This window comes from Streptomyces sp. NPDC050560, from assembly GCF_044457285.1.
Lineage (GTDB): Bacteria > Actinomycetota > Actinomycetes > Streptomycetales > Streptomycetaceae > Streptomyces.
Genome location: NZ_JBITGT010000015.1, coordinates 85,966 through 108,318, shown reverse-complemented (window position 1 = coordinate 108,318; position 22,353 = coordinate 85,966). Strand labels below are relative to the sequence as shown.

Below are 22,353 nucleotides of genomic sequence, written 5' to 3'. Positions count from 1 at the left end.
GGAGGGGCGCCCGACGGGTGCCGGGCGGCGGGGGCGCCCGACCGGTGCCGGGCGCCCCTCGTTCAGTCGCGGGCGGCGATCAGGTGGGCGGCGTGCTCCTGGAGGGAGCGGACGCCGACGTCGCCGTGGGCGAGGGCGTCGATGCCCTGGACGGCGGCGGCGAGCGCCTGCACGGTGGTCAGGCAGGGCACGCCGCGGGCGACGGCGGCGGTGCGGATGTCGTAGCCGTCGAGGCGGCCGCCGGTGCCGTAGGGCGTGTTCACGATGAGGTCGACGGCGCCCTCGTGGATGAGCTGGACGATGGTCTTCTCGCCGCCCGGGCCCTCGCCCTCGAAGTGCTTGCGCACGGTGGTGGCGCCGATGCCGTTGCGCCGCAGCACCTCGGCGGTGCCCGCGGTGGCGAGGAGTTCGAAGCCGTGCGCGGCCAGCGCCCTGGCGGGGAAGACCATGGAGCGCTTGTCGCGGTTGGCGACGGAGATGAACGCCCGGCCCTTGGTGGGCAGCGGCCCGTACGCCCCGGCCTGGGACTTGGCGTAGGCGGTGCCGAAGACGGAGTCGATGCCCATGACCTCGCCCGTGGAGCGCATCTCGGGGCCGAGGACGGTGTCGACGCCGTGCCCGCGGGTGTCCCGGAAGCGGGACCAGGGCAGCACGGCCTCCTTGACGGAGATCGGCGCGTCGAGCGGCAGAGTGCCGCCGTCGCCCTGGGCGGGCAGCAGGCCCTCGGCACGCAGCTCGGCGACGGTGGCGCCCAGGGAGATGCGCGCGGCGGCCTTGGCCAGCGGCACGGCGGTGGCCTTGGAGGTGAAGGGGACGGTGCGGGAGGCGCGGGGGTTGGCCTCCAGCACGTAGAGGATGTCCCCGGCCAGGGCGAACTGGATGTTGATGAGACCGCGAACGCCGACGCCGCGGGCGATGGCCTCGGTGGAGGCGCGCAGCCGCTTGATGTCGTGGCCGCCGAGGGTGATGGGGGGCAGCGCGCACGCGGAGTCCCCCGAGTGGATGCCGGCCTCCTCGATGTGCTCCATGACGCCGCCGAGGTACAGCTCCTCGCCGTCGTAGAGGGCGTCGACGTCGATCTCGATGGCGTCGTCGAGGAAGCGGTCGACGAGGACGGGCCTTGACGGGGAGATCTCGGTGGACTCCTCGATGTACGCGGCGAGCCGTGCCTCGTCGTAGACGATCTCCATGCCGCGCCCGCCGAGCACGTACGAGGGCCGTACGAGGACGGGGTAGCCGATCTCGTCGGCGATGGCCTTGGCCTGGGCGAAGGTGGTGGCGGTGCCGTGCTTGGGCGCGGGGAGCCCGGCCTCCGCGAGCACCCGGCCGAAGGCGCCGCGGTCCTCGGCGGCGTGGATGGCCTCGGGCGGGGTGCCGACGACGGGCACGCCGTTGTCCTTGAGGGCCTGCGCGAGGCCGAGCGGGGTCTGCCCGCCGAGCTGGACGACGACGCCCGCGACGGGTCCTGCCGCGGTCTCGGCGTGCACGATCTCCAGCACGTCCTCCAGGGTCAGCGGCTCGAAGTAGAGGCGCGAGGAGGTGTCGTAGTCGGTGGAGACGGTCTCCGGGTTGCAGTTGACCATGACGGTCTCGTAGCCCGCGTCGCCGAGCGCGAAGGAGGCGTGCACACAGGAGTAGTCGAACTCGATGCCCTGGCCGATGCGGTTGGGCCCGGAGCCGAGGATGATCACCGCGGGCCGCTCGCGCGGCGCGACCTCGCTCTCCTCGTCGTAGGACGAGTAGAAGTACGGGGTCTTCGCGGCGAACTCGGCGGCGCAGGTGTCCACCGTCTTGTAGACGGGGCGCACCCCGAGGGCGTGCCTGACCTCGCGCACGACGTCCTCGCGCAGCCCGCGCACGGCGGCGATCTGGGCGTCGGAGAAGCCGTGCCGCTTGGCCTCGGCGAGCAGCGCCGCGTCCAGCCTGGGCGCCGCGGCGAGTTCGTCGGCGATCTCCTTGATCAGGAAGAGCTGGTCGGTGAACCAGGGGTCGATCCCGGTGGCCGCCGACACCTCCTCCTGGGTGGCTCCGGCCCTGATCGCGGCCATCACGGTGTTGATACGCCCGTCGGTGGGCCGTGCGGCCTCCCGCAGCAGCTCCGTGCGGTCGCCCACCGGCCCCGTGAACGCGAACTGGCTGCCCTTCTTCTCCAGGGAGCGCAGCGCCTTCTGGAGCGCCTCGGTGAAGTTGCGGCCGATGGCCATGGCCTCGCCGACGGACTTCATGGTGGTGGTGAGGGTGGAGTCCGCCGAGGGGAACTTCTCGAAGGCGAAGCGGGGCGCCTTGACGACGACGTAGTCGAGGGTGGGCTCGAAGGACGCCGGGGTCTGCTCGGTGATGTCGTTGGGGATCTCGTCGAGGGTGTAGCCGACGGCGAGCCGGGCGGCGATCTTCGCGATGGGGAAGCCGGTGGCCTTGGAGGCGAGCGCGGAGGAGCGGGAGACCCGGGGGTTCATCTCGATGACGATGACCCGGCCGTCGGCCGGGTTGACGGCGAACTGGATGTTGCAGCCGCCGGTGTCGACACCGACCTCGCGGATGACGGCGATGCCGATGTCGCGCAGTATCTGGTACTCGCGGTCGGTGAGGGTCATCGCGGGAGCGACGGTGATGGAGTCCCCGGTGTGCACGCCCATCGGGTCGAAGTTCTCGATGGAGCAGACGACGACCACGTTGTCGTTCTTGTCCCGCATCAGCTCCAGCTCGTACTCCTTCCAGCCGAGGATGGACTCCTCCAGGAGCACCTCGGTGGTCGGGGAGAGCGCGAGCCCGGTGCCCGCGATACGGCGCAGCTCCTCCTCGTCGTGGGCGAAGCCGGAGCCGGCGCCGCCCATGGTGAAGGAGGGGCGCACCACGACCGGGTAGCCGCCGAGGGTGTCGGCGCCCGTGAGGACGTCGTCCATGGTGTGGCAGATCACGGAGCGGGCGGACTCGCCGTGTCCGACGGTGGTGCGTACGGCCTCGACGACGTGCTTGAACTGGTCGCGGTCCTCGCCCTTGTTGATCGCGTCGACGTTGGCGCCGATCAGTTCGACGCCGTAGCGGTCGAGGGCGCCCGAGCCGTGCAGGGCGATGGCGGTGTTGAGCGCGGTCTGGCCGCCGAGGGTGGGCAGCAGCGCGTCGGGCCGCTCCTTGGCGATGATGCGCTCGACGAACTCGGGGGTGATCGGCTCGACGTAGGTGGCGTCGGCGATCTCCGGGTCGGTCATGATCGTGGCCGGGTTGGAGTTGACGAGGATGACGCGCAGGCCCTCGGCGCGCAGCACGCGGCATGCCTGGGTGCCCGAGTAGTCGAACTCGGCGGCCTGGCCGATGACGATCGGTCCCGAGCCGATGACCAGGACGGACTGGATGTCGGTGCGCTTAGGCACGCTGGTCCTCCATCAGGGACGTGAAGCGGTCGAACAGGTACGCGGCGTCATGGGGACCCGCGGCCGCCTCGGGGTGGTACTGGACGCTGAACGCGGGCCGGTCGAGCAGCCGCAGGCCCTCGACGACCTGGTCGTTCAGGCAGACGTGGGAGACCTCGGCGCGGCCGTAGGGGGTGTCGCTGACCCGGTCGAGCGGGGCGTCGACGGCGAAGCCGTGGTTGTGCGCGGTGACCTCGACCTTGCCTGTGGTGCGGTCCTGCACCGGCTGGTTGATGCCGCGGTGGCCGTACTTCAGCTTGAAGGTGCCGAAGCCGAGTGCGCGGCCGAGGATCTGGTTGCCGAAGCAGATGCCGAACAGCGGGATGCCGCGCTCCAGCACGGCCCGCATCAGCGCGACGGGGTGGTCGGCGGTGGCGGGGTCGCCGGGGCCGTTGGAGAAGAACACCCCGTCGGGGGCGAGCGCGAACAGTTCGTCGGCGGTGGTGGTCGGGGGCACGACGTGCACCTCGATGCCGCGCTCGGCCATCCGGTGCGGGGTCATGCCCTTGATGCCGAGGTCGACGGCGGCGACGGTGAGGCGCGCCTGGCCCGGGGGCAGCGGGGCGCCGTCGGGGCCGAGCGCGGGGACGGTGTAGGGGCGGTCGGTGGCGACCTCGTCGTAGAGGTCGGCGCCGGTCATCTCGGCGGCGGAGCGCACCCGGTCCAGCATGGCGGCCTGCTCGGGCAGGGCGTTGCCGGAGAAGATGCCGACGCGCATGGCGCCGCGCTCGCGCAGGTGCCGGGTGAGGGCGCGGGTGTCGACTCCGCTGATGCCGACGACGCCCTGGGCGGCCAGCTCCTCGCCGAGGGAGCGGCGGGCGCGCCAGTTGGAGTGGCGGCGGGCGGGGTCGCGTACGACGTAGCCGGCGACCCAGATGCGCGCGGACTCGGGGTCCTCGTCGTTCGCCCCGGTGTTGCCGATGTGCGGGGCGGTCATCACGACGACCTGGCGGTGGTACGAGGGGTCGGTCAGGGTCTCCTGGTAGCCGGTCATGCCGGTGGAGAAGACCGCCTCGCCGAAGGTCTCGCCGGTGGCCCCGTAGGCGCGGCCGTGGAAGGTCCTGCCGTCCTCAAGGACGAGGACGGCGGGCGGCTCGCCCCCGCGCGGGGCGGTCGCGCCGGGGCTCCAGGGGGTCGTGCCGGTCGCTGCGGTCATGGTCGCGCGCCTTCCTTCCGGTCTGTGCTGGGGGCGTCGGCCCGGCGGGCCCGGGCCGCCACGTCGCGTACGGCCTCGGCCCACTCGGGCTGCCGGGCGGCGTGGTCGGCGCGGAAGCCGGAGTCGAGCAGCCGGTCGCCGTGCGCCCAGGTGACGATGAGCAGTCCGCCGCCGGTGAGGACCTTGCCCGCGATGCCCGCGCCGACGCGGGCGCCGCGCAGCCGCTCCGCGGGGACGAAGAAGTCGGCGGCGCCTGGGCGGCGGACGTCGAGGCCCGCGTCGGTGAGGGTGAGGGCGGCGCGGCTGCGGCTGCCGAGGCCGTGGGCGACGATGCGGTCGAGCCACTGCCCCGCGGTGGTGGAGCCGTGGTAGCGGCCGGTGAGGGTGCGCAGCGCGTCCCCGGGCTCCGCGGGGGCGGCGGGCAGCGGGGGCAGGTCGCCCTGGAGGGTTGCGCGCCACTTCCAGCCCTGCCGCATCAGCCAGTACACGAGGGCGACGAGCAGCAGCAGGGCGACGAGCCAGGCGATGCGCGCGGAGAGGTCGGTGACCTCGGCCGAGTGCGGCGCCGCCGCGGTCATGGGCGTCATACGAGCGTCCCGTCGGCGAGGGTGGCGCGGCCGCGCAGCCAGGTGTGGGTGACGCGTCCCGGCAGCTCGCGGCCCGCGTAGGGGGTGTTGCGGCTGCGGGAGACCAGTGCGGCCGGGTCGACGGGGGCGCGGTGCGCGGGGTCGACGAGGGTGAGGTTGGCGGGCTCGCCCGCGGCGACGGGCCTGCCGTGGCCTTCGAGGCGGCCGATGGCGGCGGGCCTGGCCGACATGCGCTCGGCGACGCCCGCCCAGTCCATGAGGCCGGGCTCGACCATGGTCTGCTGCACCACGGACAGGGCGGTCTCCAGGCCGACCATGCCCATGGCGGCGGCGGCCCACTCGCAGTCCTTGTCCTCCTGGGGGTGCGGGGCGTGGTCGGTGGCGACGCAGTCGATGGTGCCGTCGGCCAGCGCCTCGCGCAGCGCCAGCACGTCGGTCTCGGTGCGCAGCGGCGGGTTGACCTTGTAGACGGGGTCGTAGCTGCGGACGAGTTCGTCGGTGAGCAGGAGGTGGTGCGGGGTGACCTCGGCGGTGACGTCCCAGCCCTTGGCCTTGGCCCAGCGCACCAGCTCGACGGAGCCGGCGGTGGACAGGTGGCAGATGTGGACGCGGGAGCCGACGTGGGCGGCGAGCAGTATGTCGCGGGCGATGACGGACTCCTCGGCGACGGCGGGCCAGCCGCCGAGGCCGAGTTCCGCGGAGACCACGCCCTCGTTCATCTGCGCGCCCTCGGTGAGCCTGGGCTCCTGGGCGTGCTGGGCGACGACGCCGCCGAACGCCTTCACGTACTCCAGGGCGCGGCGCATGATCACGGCGTCGTCGACGCACTTGCCGTCGTCGGAGAAGACGGTGACCCCGGCGGCGCTGTCGTGCATGGCGCCCAGCTCGGCGAGCTGCTTGCCTTCGAGGCCCACGGTGACGGCGCCGACGGGCTGGACGTCGCAGTAGCCGTGCTGCCTGCCGAGGCGCCAGACCTGTTCGACGACGCCGGCGCTGTCGGCGACGGGGAAGGTGTTGGCCATGGCGTGTACGGCGGTGAAGCCGCCGGCGGCCGCGGCCCTGGTGCCGGTGAGGACGGTCTCGGAGTCCTCGCGTCCCGGCTCGCGCAGGTGGGTGTGGAGGTCGACGAGGCCCGGCAGCAGCACGCGGCCCTCGGCGGCGACGGTGGTGGCGCCGTCGGCGTCGAGTCCGGTGCCGACGGCCGCGATGGTCCCGCCGTCGATCAGGACGTCGCGCGGCTCGCCGCCGAGCACCCGGGCACCGGTGATCAGGGTCTTGCTCATGGGTCAGCTCTCCCGAACTTGTTGGCTTGTCTCGGTGCCGGACGCGGGGCGGGCGGCGGTGGCGGGCGCGCCCGTGGCGGCGGGGGGCTCGTTGCCGCCGAGCAGCAGGTAGAGCACGGCCATCCGGATCGAGACCCCGTTGGTGACCTGCTCGACGACGGTGCAGCGCGGGGAGTCGGCGACCTCGGCGGTGATCTCCATGCCGCGGACCATGGGGCCCGGGTGCATCACGACCGCGTCCTTCGGCATGCGGTCCATGCGGTCGCCGTTGAGCCCGTACCGGCGGGCGTACTCGCGCTCGGTGGGGAAGAAGGCGGCGTTCATGCGCTCGCGCTGCACCCTGAGCATCATCACCGCGTCGGACTGGGGCAGGACCCGGTCGAGGTCGTAGGAGATCTCGCAGGGCCAGTTCCCTATGCCGACCGGGAGCAGGGTGGGCGGTGCGACGAGGGTGATCTCGGCGCCGAGGGTGTGCAGCAGGTCCACGTTGGAGCGGGCGACGCGGCTGTGCAGGATGTCGCCGACGAGGGTGACGTGGCGGCCCGTGAGGTCGCGGCCGATGCCCGCGTCCTTGCCCACGAGTCTGCGGCGCAGCGTGAAGGCGTCGAGGAGCGCCTGGGTGGGGTGCTGGTGGGTGCCGTCGCCCGCGTTGATGACGGCGGCGTCGATCCAGCCGGAGCCGGCGAGGCGCGCGGGGGCGCCCGAGGCGTGGTGGCGGATGACGACGGCGTCGATGCCCATGGCCTCCAGGGTCTGGGCGGTGTCCTTCAGGGACTCGCCCTTGGAGACCGAGGAGCCCTTGGCGGTGAAGTTGATGACGTCGGCCGACAGCCGCTTCTCGGCGGCCTCGAAGGAGATCCGGGTGCGGGTCGAGTCCTCGAAGAAGAGGTTGACGACGGTGCGGCCGCGCAGGGTCGGCAGTTTCTTGATGGGCCGGTCGGCGACCCTGGCCATTTCCTCGGCGGTGTCGAGGATGAGAACGGCGTCGTCGCGGGTGAGGTCGGCGGCCGAGATCAGATGGCGCTGCATCTTTCAGGCTCCACGGTGCAGTTCAGTGGTTTTCGGGCAGGCGGGGGCGGCCTTGCCCGCGGCGGGGCGGCGGCCCGGTGGGCGCGGGCTACGACCGGCCGGACGGGGTGCCGCGGGAGGCGGTGTCCGCGCCGTCGGCGAGCCCGAGCAGCACGGCGTCGCGGCCGTCCTCCTCGGTGAGCTGGACCCGTACCGTCTCGCGCAGCGACGTGGGGAGGTTCTTGCCGACGTAGTCGGCGCGGATGGGCAGCTCGCGGTGGCCGCGGTCGACGAGGACGGCGAGCTGCACGGCGCGCGGCCTGCCGATGTCGCCGAGGGCGTCGAGGGCGGCGCGGATGGTGCGGCCGGAGAACAGCACGTCGTCGACGAGGACGACGAGTCTGCCGTCGACGCCCGCCGCGGGGATGTCGGTGCGCGCCAGCGCGCGCGGCGGGCGCATCCGCAGGTCGTCGCGGTACATCGTGATGTCGAGCGAGCCGACGGGGACGCCGCCGCCCGTGATGCCGTCGAGCTTGGCGGCGAGCCGCTGGGCGAGGTGGACGCCCCTGGTGGGGATGCCGAGGAGCACCACGTCGTCGGCGCCCTTGGCGCGTTCGACGATCTCGTGGGCTATGCGGGTCAGGACGCGGGCGATGTCGGGGCCTTCGAGGACGGACCTCGGGGCGTCGCCTGGGTGTGCGGCCATAAGGAAAGGACCCCCTTCTCCGCCTCACGGGACGGACATTAAAGGACGTCGGACTGTTCCCGGCCACGGTACCAGGGTGCGGGCGGCCGTCCGGGGGCGGGGGTGGGCGCCGTCCGCCGGGGGCGGCGCCGGGCGCGGGGCCCTGACCTGGAGAGGCGCCGTGGGTACGGGGGTGGGCGCGGGGCGCGGGCGGGGGCTGAAAGGTGCCGTGGGCCCCGGTGGGACCCGTTCGGCTTGACGGAGCCAAGTCACGCTGCGTAACCTCACAGTGAGTCACCGTCCTTCGTCCTGGGAGCCATATGTCCAGCGAATACGCCAAACAGCTCGGGGCCAAGCTCCGGGCCATCCGGACCCAGCAGGGGCTGTCCCTCCACGGCGTCGAGGAGAAGTCCCAGGGACGCTGGAAGGCGGTCGTGGTCGGGTCGTACGAGCGTGGCGACCGCGCCGTGACCGTGCAGCGGCTGGCCGAGCTGGCGGACTTCTACGGGGTGCCGGTGCAGGAGCTGCTGCCGGGCACGACGCCCGGCGGGGCCGCGGAGCCGCCGCCGAAGCTGGTGCTCGACCTGGAGCGCCTGGCGCACGTCCCGGTCGAGAAGGCGGGCCCGTTGCAGCGGTACGCGGCCACGATCCAGTCTCAGCGCGGCGACTACAACGGCAAGGTGCTCTCGATCCGCCAGGACGACCTGCGCACGCTCGCCGTGATCTACGACCAGTCCCCCTCGGTGCTGACGGAGCAGCTCATCAGCTGGGGTGTGCTGGACGCGGACGCGCGCCGCGCCGTGGCCCACGAGGACAACTGACCCGGGCAGGGCCCGCCGCCTCGGGCGGTGACCCGCGAAAACGTCTCGCCAGAGGGGTGACACCACACCGGTGTCACCCCTCTGGCGTAATCGGAGGAAAATAATTCGACCCCCGGGCGGACGGACCGGACCGGCGGGGCGGACGGGGTGGCGGGGGCCGGGGCCCCCACCGTCACGCGTCCTCGCGCCGCAGGGTCGCCTTGAGGTCCCCGAGGCGGCCGAGCAGCCCGTTGACGAAGGCCGGGGACTCGTCCGTGGAGAACTCCCTGGCGAGCTGGACGGCCTCGTCGAGCACCACCGCGTCGGGCGTCCCGTCCACCCAGATCAGCTCGTAGGCGCCGAGCCGCAGGATGTTCCGGTCGACGACCGGCATCCGGTCGAGCGTCCAGCCGACGGCGTACTGGGCGATCAGCTCGTCGATCCGCTTCGCGTGCCGGGCGTAGCCCTCGACCAGCTCCATCGTGTACTCGCTTACCGGCGGCTGGCGCGTGTCGCTCCTGGCGTGGCGTATCCAGTCCGCGAGGACGGTCTCGACGCCCGCGCCGCGCTGGTCGCCCTCGAAGAGGATCTGGAAGGCGCGCTTGCGGGCCGTGTTGCGGGCGGCCACTCAGCCGTTCACCCGGCCGAGGTAATCGCTCGTCCGGGTGTCGACCTTGATCTTCTCACCGGTGGTGATGAACAGCGGGACCTGGATCTGGTGGCCGGTCTCCAGGGTGGCGGGCTTGGTGCCGCCGGTGGAGCGGTCGCCCTGGATGCCGGGCTCGGTCTCCTTGACGTTCAGCTCGACGGCGGCGGGCAGCTCCACGTAGAGCACCTCGCCCTCGTGCTGGGCGACCACGGCCTCGAAGCCCTCGATGAGGAAGTGGGCGGCGTCACCGACCGACTCCCGGCTGACGGGGAGTTGGTCGTACGTCTCCATGTCCATGAAGACGAAGTAGTCGCCGTCCATGTACGAGAACTGCATGCCGCGCTTGTCGACGGTGGCCGTTTCGACCTTGACGCCTGCGTTGAAGGTCTTGTCGACGACCTTCCCGGAGAGCACGTTCTTCAGCTTGGTGCGCACGAAGGCGGGGCCCTTGCCGGGCTTGACGTGCTGGAACTCGACGACGGACCAGAGCTGGCCGCTGTCGAGCTTGAGCACCAGGCCGTTCTTGAGGTCGTTCGTGGAAGCCACGGTTGCGGAATCTCCTGGACTGACTGTGGACGACCCCGGAGTGTGCGCCAGGGCCTGTCGTGGCCATTCCCGCCGGGGTCGCGACGCGAATGACCAGGCAGCCCCTAGAGCGCGAGCAGTTCCTTGGTCGTGATGGTGAGTAGCTCGGGTCCGCCGTCCGCTTCGGGGCGGACGACGAGCGTGTCATCGATCCGGACCCCGCCCCGGCCCGGGAGGTGGACCCCCGGTTCGACGGTGACCGGCACACAAGCGTCCAGTTTACCCATGGCCGAGGGGGCCAGCTTCGGGTCCTCGTCGATTTCGAGTCCGACGCCGTGACCAGTGAGCGTCGGCTGCCCCTCCGTGAAGCCCGCGGCGCCCAGCACCTGGCGCGCGACGCGGTCCACCTCGCCGCAGAGCACGCCGGGCACCAGCGCCTCGCGGCCGGCCCGCTGGGCGGCGAACACCAGGTCGTACAGCTCGATCTGCCATGCGGCCGGTGAGGTGCCGATGACGAAGGTGCGGCCGATCTCGCAGCGGTAGCCGCGGTAGACGGCGCCGAGGCACACCGAGAGGAAGTCGCCCTCCTCGACCCGCCGGTCGGTGGGCCGGTGTCCTGGGCGGCCCGCGTCGGGCCCGGTGGCGACGCTGGTGGGGAAGGCGCGGCCGTCGGCGCCGTGGTCGACGAGGCGGCGTTCCAGCTCCAGCGCGAGATGGCGTTCCGTGCGGCCGACCAGGATGGATTCGAGGAGTTCGCCGAGGGCGTGATCGGCGATCTCGGCGGCGATCCGCAGACAGGAGATCTCCTCCTCGTCCTTGACGTACCGCAGTTGCTCCACCGCTCCCCCGAGGTCGGCGAGGCGCAGCCCGGGCGCCGCGGCGCCGAGCGCCCGGTGCCTGGCCACCGTGAGGTCGTGCTCCTCGACCGCGAGGCTGTCGGCGCCCCCGACGGCCGCCATGTGCTCGGCCGCCGCGACCGCGGGGTCGGCGCTGCCCGGCGGCAGCACCCGGGTGCGCAGCGCGTCGTCGGGCTGCCCCTCGTCGGGACGGCCGCTGAGCGGCGCGGGGCACAGCAGCAGGTCCTCCCCACTGGAGCCGCCTGAGCCGCCGGAGGCCCCGAGGACGAGGACGACGGCGCCCGCGGGCGCCGCCCCGGAGAGATAGCGGACGTTGGAGGGGCGCGACACCAGCGCCGCGGCGCCGCCCATCGCCGCGCAGCGCTCACGGAGCCGGTCCCTGCGGTTCGCGTGCACCTCAGCCATGATCCCGAGCGTAGGCTCGGGCGCCGCCACGGGCCCGCCGGGTACGGCCGACCGTGGCAGCCGCCACCCGGCCGCCGTGCCGCCGTCGCCTGACACGGCGCGGGGCGCCCGCAGGGGCGCGGCTACCAGGGCGGCGGGCTCGCGATCGACTGGGCGAGGGCGCGGTCCAGGGCGGCGGCGGTGTCGGGCACCGAGAGCTGGCTGTTGTCGATGATGGGCAGCCCAGAGCCGTACCAGCCCGCCATCCTGCCGTGGATACGGGCCACTTCCTCGTCGGTCAGCCGGCGGTTGCCGTGCCGCTCGGCGTTGCGCTCCAGGACGATCTCCAGCCCCGGCAGCAGCACGACGGGCAGCAGCCCGGGGCCCACGTGGCGCTTCCAGCCGCCGAGCCCGACGACGGGGCGGTCGGGGAAGACGGCGTCGTCGAGGATGCAGGAGATGCCGTTGGCGAGGAAGTTGCGGGCGGCGAAGCCGCAGGTGCGCCGGGCGAGGCGGTACTGCGCCTCGGAGTTGTCGTTCCAGCCGGTCTGGGGGTCGGCGAAGCCGGAGCGCACCCACTCGCGCACGTCGTCGAGGCTGATGTGCGCGGTCGGCACCCGGCGCCGCTCGGCCCAGTACTGCGCGACGCTGGTCTTGCCCGCGCCCGCGGGCCCGATCAGCAGCACCGCGAGGGTGGCCGTGGCGGGGTCGACGGAGCCGGGCGCAGGCGGCTGCTCGGGCGCCGCGACGGGGCCGCCGGGCGGGAGCTGGACATGGCCGGTGGTGTCGGCGGCGGGGCGCGGCGGTACCGGACCCGAGCCGCCGTGGTGCCCGGGCGCGGGCGCGGGCGGCCCCGGCAGCGGCGGGGGCGGCGCGGGGTGGCCGAGCGGTGCCCCGGGCGGCGCGGGGGGCCCGGCGGGGTAGCCGGGCGGGGGCCCCTCGACCGCGGGGCCGTGGGGTACGGCGGGGCCCGCCGGGGGTGTCGCTTCCCCGGTGGGGCCCTGCCCCGGGTGAGGGGGCGGCAGCGGGGGTCCCGCTGGGTGCTGCATCCGCTGGCACTCCGTCTCGTACAGGTGCCCGACCGCTCGCGGTGAGCGGGGGGACAGAACTCTGCGCGGGCAGGGCCGACGACCCGCCGGTACCGAACGGTACCTTCCCGGGCCGCCGTTGTGTGAACGGCCCGGGTACCTGCCGAGTGCCCGGGGCGGGAGGCCGGGCCCGCCCGGCGTCAGCCGGCGAGTTCGCCGTAGGCGGCGAGCAGCACGGCCGGGTCGGGGCCCTCCAAGACGGACGGCTTGGCGAGCCCGTCGAGGACGATGAACCGCAGCAGGTCACCGCGGGACTTCTTGTCGACCTTCATGGTGGCGTGCAGTGCCTGCCACTGGTCCTGGCGGTAGGTCAGCGGCAGTCCGACGGATTCGAGGACGGCGCGGTGCCGGTCGGCGGTGGCGTCGTCGAGGCGGCCCGCGAGCCTGGCCAGCTCCGCGGCGAAGCGCATGCCGACGGCGACCGCGGCGCCGTGCCGCCAGGTGTAGCGCTCGTTCTTCTCGATGGCGTGCCCGAGGGTGTGCCCGTAGTTGAGGATCTCCCTGCGGCCCGACTCCCTCAGGTCGCCGGAGACGACGTCGGCCTTCACCCGCACCGACCGCTCGATCAGCTCGACGGTGTGCGGGCCCGCCGGGGTGCGGGCGGCCTCCGGGTCGGCCTCGATCAGGTCGAGGATGACGGGGTCGGCGATGAACCCGGCCTTGATGATCTCCGCGAGCCCCGAGACGTAGTCGTTGACCGGGAGGGTGTCGAGGGCGCCGAGGTCGCACAGCACCCCGGCGGGCGGGTGGAAGGCACCGACGAGGTTCTTGCCCTCGGCGGTGTTGATGCCGGTCTTGCCGCCCACGGCGGCGTCCACCATGCCGAGCACGGTGGTGGGCACCGCGATCCAGCGCACCCCGCGCAGCCAGGTCGCCGCGACGAACCCGGCGAGGTCGGTGCTCGCGCCGCCGCCGACCCCGACGACGACGTCGGAGCGGGTGAAGCCCGAGGTGCCGAGCACCTTCCAGCAGTAGGCGGCGACCTCGGCCGCCTTGGCCTCCTCGGCGTTCGGCACCTCGATGGTGACGGCCTCGCGGCCGAGGTCGGCGAGGTCGTCGCGGAGCGCGGCGGCGGTGGCGGCGAGCGCGGCCGGGTGGATCACGGCGACCCGGCGGGCGCGCTCGCCGACGAGGGCGCCGAGATCGCCGAGCAGCCCCCGCCCGATGATGACGTCGTACGGCTCGGCCCCCGCGGAGTCGGAGACGGTGACGCGGGTGGCGTGGGAGTCGGTCATGCGGGCTTCAGCTCCAGTGCGTCGAGTACGGCGGCGGCGACGTCCTCGGGTGTCCTGCCGTCGGTGGCGACGACGGCGCGCGCGACCTCGGTGTACAGATGGCGGCGCGCGTCCATCAGCTCCCGCCACTGGCGGCGCGGGTTGACCGCGAGCAGCGGGCGCCCCACACCGAGCCCGGTGCGCCTGACGGCCTCGTCGACGTCCATGGAGAGGTAGACGACGGGGAGCCCGGCGAGGAGCGCGCGGGTGGTCTCGGCGAGGATCGCGCCGCCGCCGAGCGCGAGGACGCCTGGGTGCTCGGCGAGGGCGGTGCGCACGGCGCGCTTCTCCGCCTCGCGGAAGTACTCCTCGCCGTCGTCCACGAAGATGTCGGAGATCTCGCGGCCCTCGGCGGCCACGATGTCGTCGTCGGCGTCGCGGTAGGGGACGCCGAGGCGTTCCGCGAGCAGCGCGCCCACGGTGGTCTTGCCGACGCCCATCGGCCCGACCAGCACGATCACGGGTCCGGTCACGGCGCTCACCTGATCCCGAGGTTGTCGAGGTAGGAGGCGACGTTGCGGCGGGTCTCCGCGACGCTGTCGCCGCCGAACTTCTCGGCGACGGCGTCGGCGAGCACCAGCGCCACCATCGCCTCGGCGACGATGCCCGCGGCGGGCACCGCGCACACGTCGGAGCGCTGGTGGTGGGCCTTCGTGGCCTCGCCGGTGGTGACGTCGACGGTGGCCAGCGCCTTCGGCACGGTCGCGATCGGCTTCATCGCGGCGCGCACCCGCAGCAGCTCCCCGGTGCTCAGACCGCCCTCGGTGCCGCCGGAGCGGCCGGTGGCGCGCCTGATGCCGTCGCCCGTGAGCACGATCTCGTCGTGCGCCTGGGAGCCCGGCACCCGGGCGAGGTCGAAGCCGTCGCCGAGTTCGACGCCCTTGATGGCCTGGATGCTCATCAGCGCCGCGGCGAGCCTGGCGTCGAGCTTGCGGTCCCAGTGCACATGCGAGCCGAGCCCGACGGGCACCCCGTACGCCAGCACCTCGACGACGCCGCCGAGGGTGTCGCCGTCCTTGTGCGCCTGGTCGATCTCCGCGACCATCGCCTTCGACGCGTCGGCGTCGAGGCAGCGCACCGGGTCCGCGTCGAGGCGCTCCACGTCGGACGGGACGGGCAGCACGCCGTGCGGGGCCCTGGCGCGGGCCAGCTCCACCACGTGCGAGACGATCTCGATCCCGGCGCTCTCCTTCAGATACGACCTGGCGATCGCGCCGAGCGCGACCCTGGCCGCGGTCTCCCTCGCGGAGGCGCGTTCGAGCACCGGCCTGGCCTCGTCGAAGCCGTACTTCTGCATCCCTGCGAGGTCGGCGTGGCCGGGGCGTGGGCGGGTGAGCGGGGCGTTGCGGGCGAGGCCCGCGAGGATCTCGGGGTCGACCGGGTCGGCCGCCATCACCTGCTCCCACTTCGGCCACTCGGTGTTGCCGACCATGACCGCCACCGGGGAGCCGAGGCTGAGCCCGTGCCGCACCCCGCCGAGGAAGGTGATCTCGTCCTGCTCGAACTTCATCCGGGCGCCGCGCCCGTAGCCGAGCCGCCGCCTGGCCAGGTGCCCCGCGACGAGTTCCGTGGTGACGGGGACGCCCGCGGGCAGCCCTTCGAGCGTCGCCACGAGAGCCGGGCCGTGCGACTCCCCCGCGGTCAGCCAGCGCATTCTGCTCAACGGTGCTCCTTAGCTCGCGCCCTGCATGGCGGCGGCACGCCCGGGTGCGCGGTCCGGGGTGCCCCCGCCGTCGATCCTCCCACGGCCGTATGGCACCGGGGTTGCCGGTCCACGGAGCGGAACGTACGCCGCGGTGGCCTCCCGGGTGCCCGCGGGGCGCCGCGCGTGGCGGGTCAGCCGCGGGCGGCGAGGGCGCGCTCGCCCGCCGCCCGCATGGCGTCGAGCGGCGCGGGCGCGCGTCCCGTCATCTGCTCGACCTGAAGCACGGCCTGGTGCACCAGCAGGTCGAGGCCGCCGAGGACGGCACCGCCGCGCCCGAGCCAGCGGGCGCCGAGCACCGTGGGCCAGGGCTCGTAGAGCACGTCGAAGAGGGTGCCGGGCCGCTCGGGCACCGCCTCGGCGAGCGCGTCGGTGGCGCCCGCGGGGGTGGTGGCGACGACGAGCGGCGCCCCGAGCCCTTCGGCGGCCCTCGACCAGTCGGCGGCGCGCACCGGGACGCCGAGGCGCCTGCCCCACTGCCGCATCTCATCGGCGCGCCGCTCGCCGCGCACGTACGCGGTGACCTCCCCGGTGCAGACGGTGGCGAGCGCGGCGAGCGCGGAGGAGGCGGTGGCGCCCGCGCCGAGCACGGTGGCGGACGGCACCCGCTCGACGCCGCGTTCGCGCAGCGCGGCGCGCAGCCCCGGGATGTCGGTGTTGTCGCCGTGCCGGCGGCCGTCGGCGCCGAGGACGACGGTGTTGACGGCAGCCACGGCGGCCGCGGTCTCGCTGACGGTGTCGAGCAGCGGCAGCACGGCCCGCTTGAGCGGCATGGTGAGGGAGAGCCCGGCCCACTCGGGCCCTAGCCCGTCGAGGAAGCCGGGCAGCGCGGCCTCGTCGGTCTCGAAGCGGTCGTACGTCCAGGTGTCGAGGCCGAGCGCCGCGTAGGCGGCGCGGTGCAGCACCGGGGAGAGCGAGTGGGCGATGGGCGATCCGAGCACGGCGGCGCGCCGGGCGTCAGTCGGCGGCATTGAACTTGTCCCTGAGCTTCTTGAAGTCCGCGTAGGTCTTGGCGAACTCGGTCTTGTCCTGGCCGTCGGTCGCCACGAAGTAGATCCAGCCGTCGTGGGTGGGGTTCAGGGCGGCCTGGAGCGCGGTGTCGCCCGGGTTGCCGATGGGCCCCGGGGTGAGGCCCTTCCTCGTGTACGTGTTGTAGGGGTCGTGGTTGCTGTTGACCTCCGACTCGCTGATGTGGATCTCGCTCTTGCCCATCAGGTAGTTGTACGTCGAGTCGAACTGTAGGAGGCCGTTGGTCTCGGTGTTCTGGGAGTCGAGGCGGTTGTAGACGACCTCGGCCATCTTGCGGAAGTCGTCGTCGGTCTTCCCCTCCGCCTGGACGAGGCTGGCGACGGTGATGAGTTCCCAGGGCCCGTCGAGGTGGAGCTTCTTGGCCTCGCCGGTGAGGTCGGCCTTGGTGTAGGCGGACTTGGCCCTGTTGACCATCTGCTGGAGGACGTCCTCGGGTTTCATGCCCTTGGCGACGGCGTAGCTGGAGGGGAAGAGGAAGCCTTCGAGGGGGTCCTTGACGTCCTTGTGGTTCTTCGCCCAGTCGGGCAGGCCGTAGTCGGAGGCGTTCTTGACGGCGGTGTCCTTGGTGGTGCCCGCCTTGAGCCCGAGCCGCTTGTCGATCTGGTCGTACACCCAGGAGTTGCGGCGGCCCTCGGCGACGATGAGGGTGTTGCGGCTCTTGGGCTCCAGCATCAGGCTGACGACGCTGTCGCCCGACATCTCCTTGTGGAGGGTGTAGGCGCCGTCCTGGATGGTCTGGCCCTTGGGGTTCTTCTTCTGGGCGGCCACGAAGGCGTCGACGCTCTTGACCACCCCGGCGTCCTTCAGCCTCTGGCCTATGACGTAGCCGCTCGCGCCCTCGGGGATGACCACGGTGACCACAGGGCCCGAGCCGGCGCCCGCGAAGTCCGGCGGCGGCCCGAACCTGTCCTCGTAGAACTGGTAGCCGAAGTAGCCGACGATGCCGATGCCGCCGCCGAGGACCAGGGTCACCACGAGGCAGGCGGCGCCGCTGCGGCGCTTCTTGCCGCCGCCGCCCGAACCGCCGCCGCGGCCCCTGCGGCCGCGGCGCCCGCCGTCGTCGGCCGCGCCGTCGTCGTAGTCGTCGTCCCCGTCCGCGAAGAAGGCGTGCTCGCCCTGGTCGGGGCCCGGGTCCCAGCCGGTGTCCTGGTCGGGGCCGCCCTCGGGTTCCGGCCTGCCGCGCCTGCCGCGCACCGGCCTCGGCAGCTCGGGGTCGTCGTACGGCTCGCCGCCCTGGGGCATGCCGCCGCCCTGGGGCGCGCCCGGGTTCGCGTACGGGTCCTGGGGCGGGCCGGGGGCGCCGTAGCCGCCGGGGGGCGTGGGGTCGGCGTAGCCGCCGGGTGCCGTCTGGTAGGGGTCGTAAGGGCCCTGGTGGGGGCCGGTCTCCCAGCCGGGGTCCAGGGGGCCGCCCGGGGCGTAGGCGCCGGGGGCCTGGGGATGGCCGGGCATCGGGTACTGCCCCGAGGTGTCGTGCGGGGGGTGGCCCTGGGGGGCCCAGCCGCCCGGCGGCCCCTGTACGGGGTACTGGCCCGTGTCCTGGACCGGGTACTGGCCGCTGCCGCCGTCCGGGACCTGGTACTGCCCGCTGTCGTACGGGCCCTGGCCGCCCGCGCCCTGCTGGTACGGGGCGCCCTGCCCCGCGTAGCCGCCCATGGCGGGGTACTGCCCGGTTCCGCCCTGGCCGTAGTAGGGGTCGGCGCCCTGCGCCGGGTACTGCCCGGTGCCCCCCTGGTCCTGGTAGTACCCGCCGTCCTCGGGCGCCTGGTAGTGGCCGGGGGCGGGCTGGGGCGGGTACTGCGTCGCGTACGGGTCGGCGGCGCCCTGCTGGGGGTAACCGCCGGGTCTGCTCACGGGGTTGCCCCACGCGTCGTACTGCTGGGGGGCTTCCTGCGGCTGGGTCTGGTACCGGGGCCGGCCGTCGTAGCCGCTCGGTGCCTGGGGGGCCTGCTGCCCGTCGTATCCGTAGTCCCCGTAGGGGTCCTCCGGATTCCAGGGTTCGGGACCTGGGCCCCGGCCATACTCAGTCATCAATCCCCTAGAGCCGCGAGTCGGGTGCCGCCCCGGCCGCAGCTCGTGCGGCGACGCGTCCGTCTCTGAGTCATGCGGCAGGTGTTCGAACGAGCCGCATCGCGCGGAACGTTACCGTATCGCGATCAGGCGCCCACTTCGACGGCTTCGCCCGGCGGCCGCCCCGTGGAGCGCTCGGTGTCCAGGGCGCTCTGGAGGATGACGACGGCCGCCGCCTGGTCGATGAAGGAGCGGCCCTTCTTCGACGTGACGCCCGCCGCGCGCAGGCCGCGGCCCGCGGTGACGGTGCTCATCCGCTCGTCGACGAGGCGCACCGGCACCGGGGCGACATCCGCCGCGAGCCGCCTGGCGAAGGCCCGCACCTTGATGGCGGCCGGGCCCTCCTTCCCGCCGAGGGAGCGGGGCAGCCCGACCACCACCTCAAGCGGCTCGTACTCCGCGACGAGCGCGCCGAGCCTGCGGTGCGCGGCGGGCACGTCACGCCCCGGGACGGTCTCCACCGGGGTGGCGAGCATGCCGTCCGGGTCGCAGGAGGCGACCCCGATCCTCGCGTCCCCGACGTCGACGGCGAGCCTGCGCCCGCGCCTGATCCCGCCGCTCACGCGGGGGCTCCACGGTGGGCGGTGGCGTGGCGGAGGGGCTGCGCCCCTGCGGATCGCCGCAACGGCGAGGAACCAGCGCGTACCCGGTCCGGCGACATCGACGACGGCCTCGCACCCGGCCTCCCCGGCCCCTGAGGCAGGTGCGGACCGGACAGGTCCGCCGCGGTCCTCGCCGTCGCGGCGGGGAGGGGGGGCCGGTGCCCGGCCCCCCAGGAGCCCCCGGCCACGTGGGCCCTCCGGGCTCTAAGCGCGCTCACCGACGAGCCGTTCCACCGCGGCTGCGGCCTCCGGGACGGCGGACGGGTTCTGGCCGCCGCCCTGGGCGACGTCCGGCTTGCCGCCGCCACCGCCGCCGAGCGTCTTGGCGGCGGCCCGCACCAGGTCGCCCGCCTTGAGCCCGCGCTCCCGCGCGGCCTCGTTGGTGGCGATGACGGTGAGCGGCTTGCCGTTCACCGTGGTGAACAGGGCGACCACGGCGGGCCTGTCGCCCGGGATGCGGCCGCGGACGTCGAGGACGAGGCGGCGCAGGTCGTCGGCGCCCGTGCCGTCGGGCACCTGCCCGGTGACCACGGCGACGCCGCCCACGTCCCGGGCGCCGGAGGCGAGCCCGGCGGCGGCCTGGAGCACCTTCTCCGCGCGGAACTTCTCGATCTCCTTCTCGGCGTCCTTCAGCCGGGCGAGCACCCCCGCGATCTTCTCGGGCAGTTCCTCGGAGCGGCCCTTGACCAGCTCCTGGAGCTGGGCGACGACGGTGTGCTCGCGGGCGAGGAAGCTGTACGCGTCCACGCCCACCAGGGCCTCGATGCGGCGCACCCCCGAGCCGATGGAGGACTCGCCGAGCAGCTTCACCAGGCCGAGCTGGGCGGTGTTGTGGACGTGGGTGCCGCCGCACAGCTCCTTGGAGAAGTCGCCGATGGTGACGACGCGGACCCGCTCGCCGTACTTCTCGCCGAACTCGGCGATGGCGCCCTGCTTCTTGGCCTCGTCGATGCCCATGACCTCGGCCTGCACGTCCAGGTCGCGGGCCAGCACCTCGTTGATCTTCTGCTCGACGTCGGTGAGGACCGCGCCGGGCACGGCGGAAGGGGAGCCGAAGTCGAAGCGGAAGCGGCCCGGCTGGTTCTCGGAACCCGCCTGGGCGGCCGTCGGGCCGAGGGCGTCGCGCAGCGCCTGGTGGGTGAGGTGGGTGGCGGAGTGGGCGCGGGCGATGGCGCGCCTGCGGTTCACGTCGATGGCGGCCCACACCGGGGCGCCCACGGTGACCTCGCCGACCTGGACGACGCCCTTGTGGACATGGACGCCCGGCACCGGCTTCTGCACGTCGCGGACCTCGACGACGGCGCCGTTGTCGAGCCTGAGGCGCCCGGTGTCGGCGATCTGGCCGCCGCCCTCGGCGTAGAAGGGGGTGCGGTCGAGGACGACCTCGACCTCGTCGCCCTCGGTGGCGGCGGGCGAGGGCACCCCGTCGACGAGCAGCCCGACGACGGTGGCCTCGCCCTCGTAGCCGGTGTAGCCGGTGAAGTCGGTGGCGCCCGAGGCGTCGGCGATCTCCCGGTAGGCGCCGAGGTCGACATGGCCGGTCTTCTTGGCCTGGGCGTCGGCCTTGGCGCGCCGGCGCTGCTCCTTCATGAGCCGCCTGAAGCCGTCCTCGTCGACGGAGAGGCCCTGTTCCGCGGCCATCTCCAGGGTGAGGTCGATGGGGAAGCCCCAGGTGTCGTGGAGCAGGAACGCCTTCTCGCCGGAGAGCACGGCGGAGCCCGCGGCCCTGGTCTCGGAGACGGCGGTGTCCAGGATGTTGGTGCCGGCCTTCAGGGTCTTGAGGAAGGCGGCCTCCTCGGCGAGTGCGACGGTCTCGATCCTGCCGCGCTCGGTGCGCAGTTCGGGGTACTGCTCGCCCATGGTGGCGATGACGGTGTCCACCAGGTCGGCGACCACGGGCCCGGTGGCGCCGAGCAGGCGCATGTTGCGGATGGCGCGGCGCATGATGCGGCGCAGCACGTAGCCGCGGCCCTCGTTGCCCGGGGTGACGCCGTCGCCGATGAGCATGACGGCGGTGCGCATGTGGTCGGAGACGACGCGCAGCGAGACGTCGCTTTCGTGGGCGCTGCCGTACGCGACGCCGGTCAGCTCGGTGGCCTTCTCGATGACCGCGCGCGAGGTGTCGATCTCGTACATGTTCGGCACGTCCTGGAGGACCATGGCGAGCCGTTCGAGGCCGAGTCCGGTGTCGATGTTCTGGCTGGGGAGGTCCCCGAGGATCTCGAAGTCCTCCTTGCCGGTGCCCTCGCCGCGCTCGTACTGCATGAAGACCAGGTTCCAGATCTCCACGTAGCGCTCGTCGTTGACGGCGGGGCCGCCCTCGACGCCGAGTCCTGGGCCCCGGTCGTAGTAGATCTCGGAGCAGGGGCCGCAGGGTCCGGGGACGCCCATGGACCAGTAGTTGTCCTTCTTGCCGAGGCGCTGGATGCGCTCGGCCGGCAGCCCGACCACCTCGCGCCAGATCCGCTCGGCCTCGTCGTCGTCGAGGTAGACGGTGGCCCACAGGCGCTCGGGGTCGAGCCCGTAGCCGCCCTGGTCCTGGGGCGTCGTCAGCAGCTCCCAGGCGTAGCGGATGGCGCCTTCCTTGAAGTAGTCGCCGAAGGAGAAGTTGCCGCACATCTGGAAGAACGTGCCGTGCCTGGTGGTCTTGCCGACCTCTTCGATGTCCGGGGTGCGTACGCACTTCTGCACGCTGGTGGCGCGCTCGAACGGGGGCTTGACCTCGCCGAGGAAGTACGGCTTGAAGGGGACCATGCCCGCGGGGACCAGCAGCAGCGTCGGGTCGTCCGCGATCAGCGACGCCGACGGCACGACGGTGTGCCCACGCTCTTCGAAGAAGCGCAACCAGCGGCGGCGGATTTCAGCCGACTCCATCAGTGGTCCTCATTCCGGTTGTACGGACCCGGGTGGTTGTCCCCAGGTCCTGCGGGCCTGTCGTTCGTCCCGTGCCTGTACGGGTCCTGGCGGGGGGCGGCCGTGAGCCGCCCGGGCGCCTCGGTCCCGGGCGCCTCGCGGGGCGCGGGCGCGATGCCGAGCGCCTCGCCCAGCTCGTTCTCGCGCGCGTGCATGCCGTCGCGGACGTCGAGCGCGAAGTCCCGCATCCGCCGGCCCGCGCCGATGGTGCGGTGCGCGGCCTGCGCCGCGAGGGAGTCGGGGGCGAGCTGCCGCAGCTTGCGCTGGGCCTTGGTGGTGGCCCAGACACCGGCGGCGGCGCCCGCGGTGAACCAGAACGTACGGCGGAACATCG

General features: G+C 73.5%; 19 protein-coding genes. 1 reads left to right on the top strand and 18 read right to left on the bottom strand.

Annotated elements, in window-relative coordinates:
• Positions 1 to 62: 62 nt before the first annotated feature.
• The 6 genes from carB to pyrR form a co-directional block, all read right to left on the bottom strand.
• Positions 63 to 3,371, bottom strand: a complete 3,309-nt coding sequence (gene carB, locus ACIBIW_RS29865; RefSeq protein WP_399340455.1) for a carbamoyl-phosphate synthase large subunit — start codon at positions 3,369 to 3,371, stop codon at positions 63 to 65.
• Complete coding sequence (carA, locus tag ACIBIW_RS29860) at positions 3,364 to 4,566, bottom strand: glutamine-hydrolyzing carbamoyl-phosphate synthase small subunit (protein WP_399340452.1); 1,203 nt, start codon at positions 4,564 to 4,566, stop codon at positions 3,364 to 3,366. Before carA ends, carB begins: the two co-directional genes overlap by 8 nt.
• Positions 4,563 to 5,153: a hypothetical protein gene (locus ACIBIW_RS29855; protein WP_399340450.1), complete on the bottom strand. Its 591-nt coding sequence runs from the start codon at positions 5,151 to 5,153 to the stop codon at positions 4,563 to 4,565. The genes carA and ACIBIW_RS29855 overlap by 4 nt, the downstream gene beginning before the upstream one ends.
• Positions 5,150 to 6,436, bottom strand: coding sequence for a dihydroorotase (locus ACIBIW_RS29850; protein WP_399340448.1), 1,287 nt, complete (start codon positions 6,434 to 6,436; stop codon positions 5,150 to 5,152). The genes ACIBIW_RS29855 and ACIBIW_RS29850 overlap by 4 nt, the downstream gene beginning before the upstream one ends.
• A 3-nt stretch (positions 6,437 to 6,439) precedes the next feature.
• Complete coding sequence (locus ACIBIW_RS29845) at positions 6,440 to 7,465, bottom strand: aspartate carbamoyltransferase catalytic subunit (protein WP_399340446.1); 1,026 nt, start codon at positions 7,463 to 7,465, stop codon at positions 6,440 to 6,442.
• Positions 7,466 to 7,553: 88 nt separating this feature from the next.
• Entirely contained in the window at positions 7,554 to 8,150 is a 597-nt protein-coding gene (pyrR, locus tag ACIBIW_RS29840) for a bifunctional pyr operon transcriptional regulator/uracil phosphoribosyltransferase PyrR (RefSeq protein WP_399340444.1), read from the bottom strand.
• A gap of 299 nt (positions 8,151 to 8,449) precedes the next feature.
• Here pyrR and bldD point away from each other — a divergent pair, with 299 nt between their 5' ends.
• Positions 8,450 to 8,950 carry a transcriptional regulator BldD gene (gene bldD, locus ACIBIW_RS29835; protein WP_399340441.1) on the top strand — a complete coding sequence of 167 codons (501 nt, stop codon included), beginning with the start codon at positions 8,450 to 8,452 and terminating at the stop codon, positions 8,948 to 8,950.
• 172 nt (positions 8,951 to 9,122) lie between these two features.
• On the opposite strand, the gene nusB is transcribed toward bldD, so the two are convergent.
• The 12 genes from nusB to ACIBIW_RS29775 all read right to left on the bottom strand — a co-directional run bounded on the left by nusB (position 9,123) and on the right by ACIBIW_RS29775 (position 22,351).
• Entirely contained in the window at positions 9,123 to 9,557 is a 435-nt protein-coding gene (gene nusB, locus ACIBIW_RS29830) for a transcription antitermination factor NusB (RefSeq protein WP_399340439.1), read from the bottom strand.
• On the bottom strand, positions 9,558 to 10,124 hold the full coding sequence (gene efp / locus ACIBIW_RS29825; RefSeq protein WP_399340437.1) for an elongation factor P: 567 nt from the start codon (positions 10,122 to 10,124) through the stop codon (positions 9,558 to 9,560).
• Positions 10,125 to 10,228: 104 nt separating this feature from the next.
• A complete protein-coding gene (locus tag ACIBIW_RS29820) occupies positions 10,229 to 11,365 on the bottom strand; it encodes an aminopeptidase P family protein (RefSeq protein WP_399340435.1) in 1,137 nt (378 codons plus the stop codon).
• Between the two features lie 122 nt (positions 11,366 to 11,487).
• Positions 11,488 to 12,393 carry an AAA family ATPase gene (locus ACIBIW_RS29815; protein WP_399340433.1) on the bottom strand — a complete coding sequence of 302 codons (906 nt, stop codon included), beginning with the start codon at positions 12,391 to 12,393 and terminating at the stop codon, positions 11,488 to 11,490.
• Positions 12,394 to 12,572: 179 nt separating this feature from the next.
• Positions 12,573 to 13,667, bottom strand: coding sequence for a 3-dehydroquinate synthase (aroB, locus tag ACIBIW_RS29810; RefSeq protein WP_399340431.1), 1,095 nt, complete (start codon positions 13,665 to 13,667; stop codon positions 12,573 to 12,575).
• Complete coding sequence (locus ACIBIW_RS29805) at positions 13,664 to 14,146, bottom strand: shikimate kinase (RefSeq protein WP_399340607.1); 483 nt, start codon at positions 14,144 to 14,146, stop codon at positions 13,664 to 13,666. Before ACIBIW_RS29805 ends, aroB begins: the two co-directional genes overlap by 4 nt.
• A 38-nt stretch (positions 14,147 to 14,184) precedes the next feature.
• The gene (gene aroC / locus ACIBIW_RS29800) at positions 14,185 to 15,369 is read right to left on the bottom strand and encodes a chorismate synthase (protein ID WP_399340429.1); all 1,185 of its coding nucleotides are present in this window, start codon (positions 15,367 to 15,369) and stop codon (positions 14,185 to 14,187) included.
• Positions 15,370 to 15,542: 173 nt separating this feature from the next.
• A complete protein-coding gene (locus ACIBIW_RS29795) occupies positions 15,543 to 16,379 on the bottom strand; it encodes a shikimate dehydrogenase (protein WP_399340428.1) in 837 nt (278 codons plus the stop codon).
• On the bottom strand, positions 16,366 to 18,090 hold the full coding sequence (gene mltG / locus ACIBIW_RS29790) for an endolytic transglycosylase MltG (protein WP_399340605.1): 1,725 nt from the start codon (positions 18,088 to 18,090) through the stop codon (positions 16,366 to 16,368). The genes ACIBIW_RS29795 and mltG overlap by 14 nt, the downstream gene beginning before the upstream one ends.
• 500 nt (positions 18,091 to 18,590) lie before the next feature.
• Entirely contained in the window at positions 18,591 to 19,067 is a 477-nt protein-coding gene (ruvX, locus tag ACIBIW_RS29785; protein WP_399340425.1) for a Holliday junction resolvase RuvX, read from the bottom strand.
• Positions 19,068 to 19,310: 243 nt separating this feature from the next.
• Positions 19,311 to 21,980 (bottom strand): alanine--tRNA ligase, encoded by a 2,670-nt coding sequence (gene alaS / locus ACIBIW_RS29780; protein ID WP_399340423.1) that lies wholly within the window; start codon positions 21,978 to 21,980, stop codon positions 19,311 to 19,313.
• Positions 21,980 to 22,351, bottom strand: coding sequence for a DUF6167 family protein (locus ACIBIW_RS29775; RefSeq protein ID WP_399340422.1), 372 nt, complete (start codon positions 22,349 to 22,351; stop codon positions 21,980 to 21,982). Before ACIBIW_RS29775 ends, alaS begins: the two co-directional genes overlap by 1 nt.
• Positions 22,352 to 22,353 lie beyond the last annotated feature (2 nt).

Excerpts from the sequence above, each read along its gene's own strand:
- mltG (WP_399340605.1), bottom strand. The coding sequence starts at position 18,090 with ATGGGCGGCTACGCGGGGCAGGGCGCCCCGTACCAGCAGGGCGCGGGC.
- ACIBIW_RS29855 (WP_399340450.1), bottom strand. The coding sequence starts at position 5,153 with ATGACGCCCATGACCGCGGCGGCGCCGCACTCGGCCGAGGTCACCGAC.
- alaS (WP_399340423.1), bottom strand. The coding sequence starts at position 21,980 with ATGGAGTCGGCTGAAATCCGCCGCCGCTGGTTGCGCTTCTTCGAAGAG.
- ACIBIW_RS29845 (WP_399340446.1), bottom strand. The coding sequence starts at position 7,465 with ATGCAGCGCCATCTGATCTCGGCCGCCGACCTCACCCGCGACGACGCC.
- ACIBIW_RS29805 (WP_399340607.1), bottom strand. The coding sequence starts at position 14,146 with ATGGGCGTCGGCAAGACCACCGTGGGCGCGCTGCTCGCGGAACGCCTC.
- ACIBIW_RS29815 (WP_399340433.1), bottom strand. The coding sequence starts at position 12,393 with ATGCAGCACCCAGCGGGACCCCCGCTGCCGCCCCCTCACCCGGGGCAG.
- ACIBIW_RS29775 (WP_399340422.1), bottom strand. The coding sequence starts at position 22,351 with ATGTTCCGCCGTACGTTCTGGTTCACCGCGGGCGCCGCCGCCGGTGTC.
- ACIBIW_RS29795 (WP_399340428.1), bottom strand. The coding sequence starts at position 16,379 with ATGCCGCCGACTGACGCCCGGCGCGCCGCCGTGCTCGGATCGCCCATC.
- ACIBIW_RS29820 (WP_399340435.1), bottom strand. The coding sequence starts at position 11,365 with ATGGCTGAGGTGCACGCGAACCGCAGGGACCGGCTCCGTGAGCGCTGC.
- carA (WP_399340452.1), bottom strand. The coding sequence starts at position 4,566 with ATGACCGCAGCGACCGGCACGACCCCCTGGAGCCCCGGCGCGACCGCC.
- bldD (WP_399340441.1), top strand. The coding sequence starts at position 8,450 with ATGTCCAGCGAATACGCCAAACAGCTCGGGGCCAAGCTCCGGGCCATC.
- ACIBIW_RS29850 (WP_399340448.1), bottom strand. The coding sequence starts at position 6,436 with ATGAGCAAGACCCTGATCACCGGTGCCCGGGTGCTCGGCGGCGAGCCG.
- pyrR (WP_399340444.1), bottom strand. The coding sequence starts at position 8,150 with ATGGCCGCACACCCAGGCGACGCCCCGAGGTCCGTCCTCGAAGGCCCC.
- aroB (WP_399340431.1), bottom strand. The coding sequence starts at position 13,667 with ATGACCGACTCCCACGCCACCCGCGTCACCGTCTCCGACTCCGCGGGG.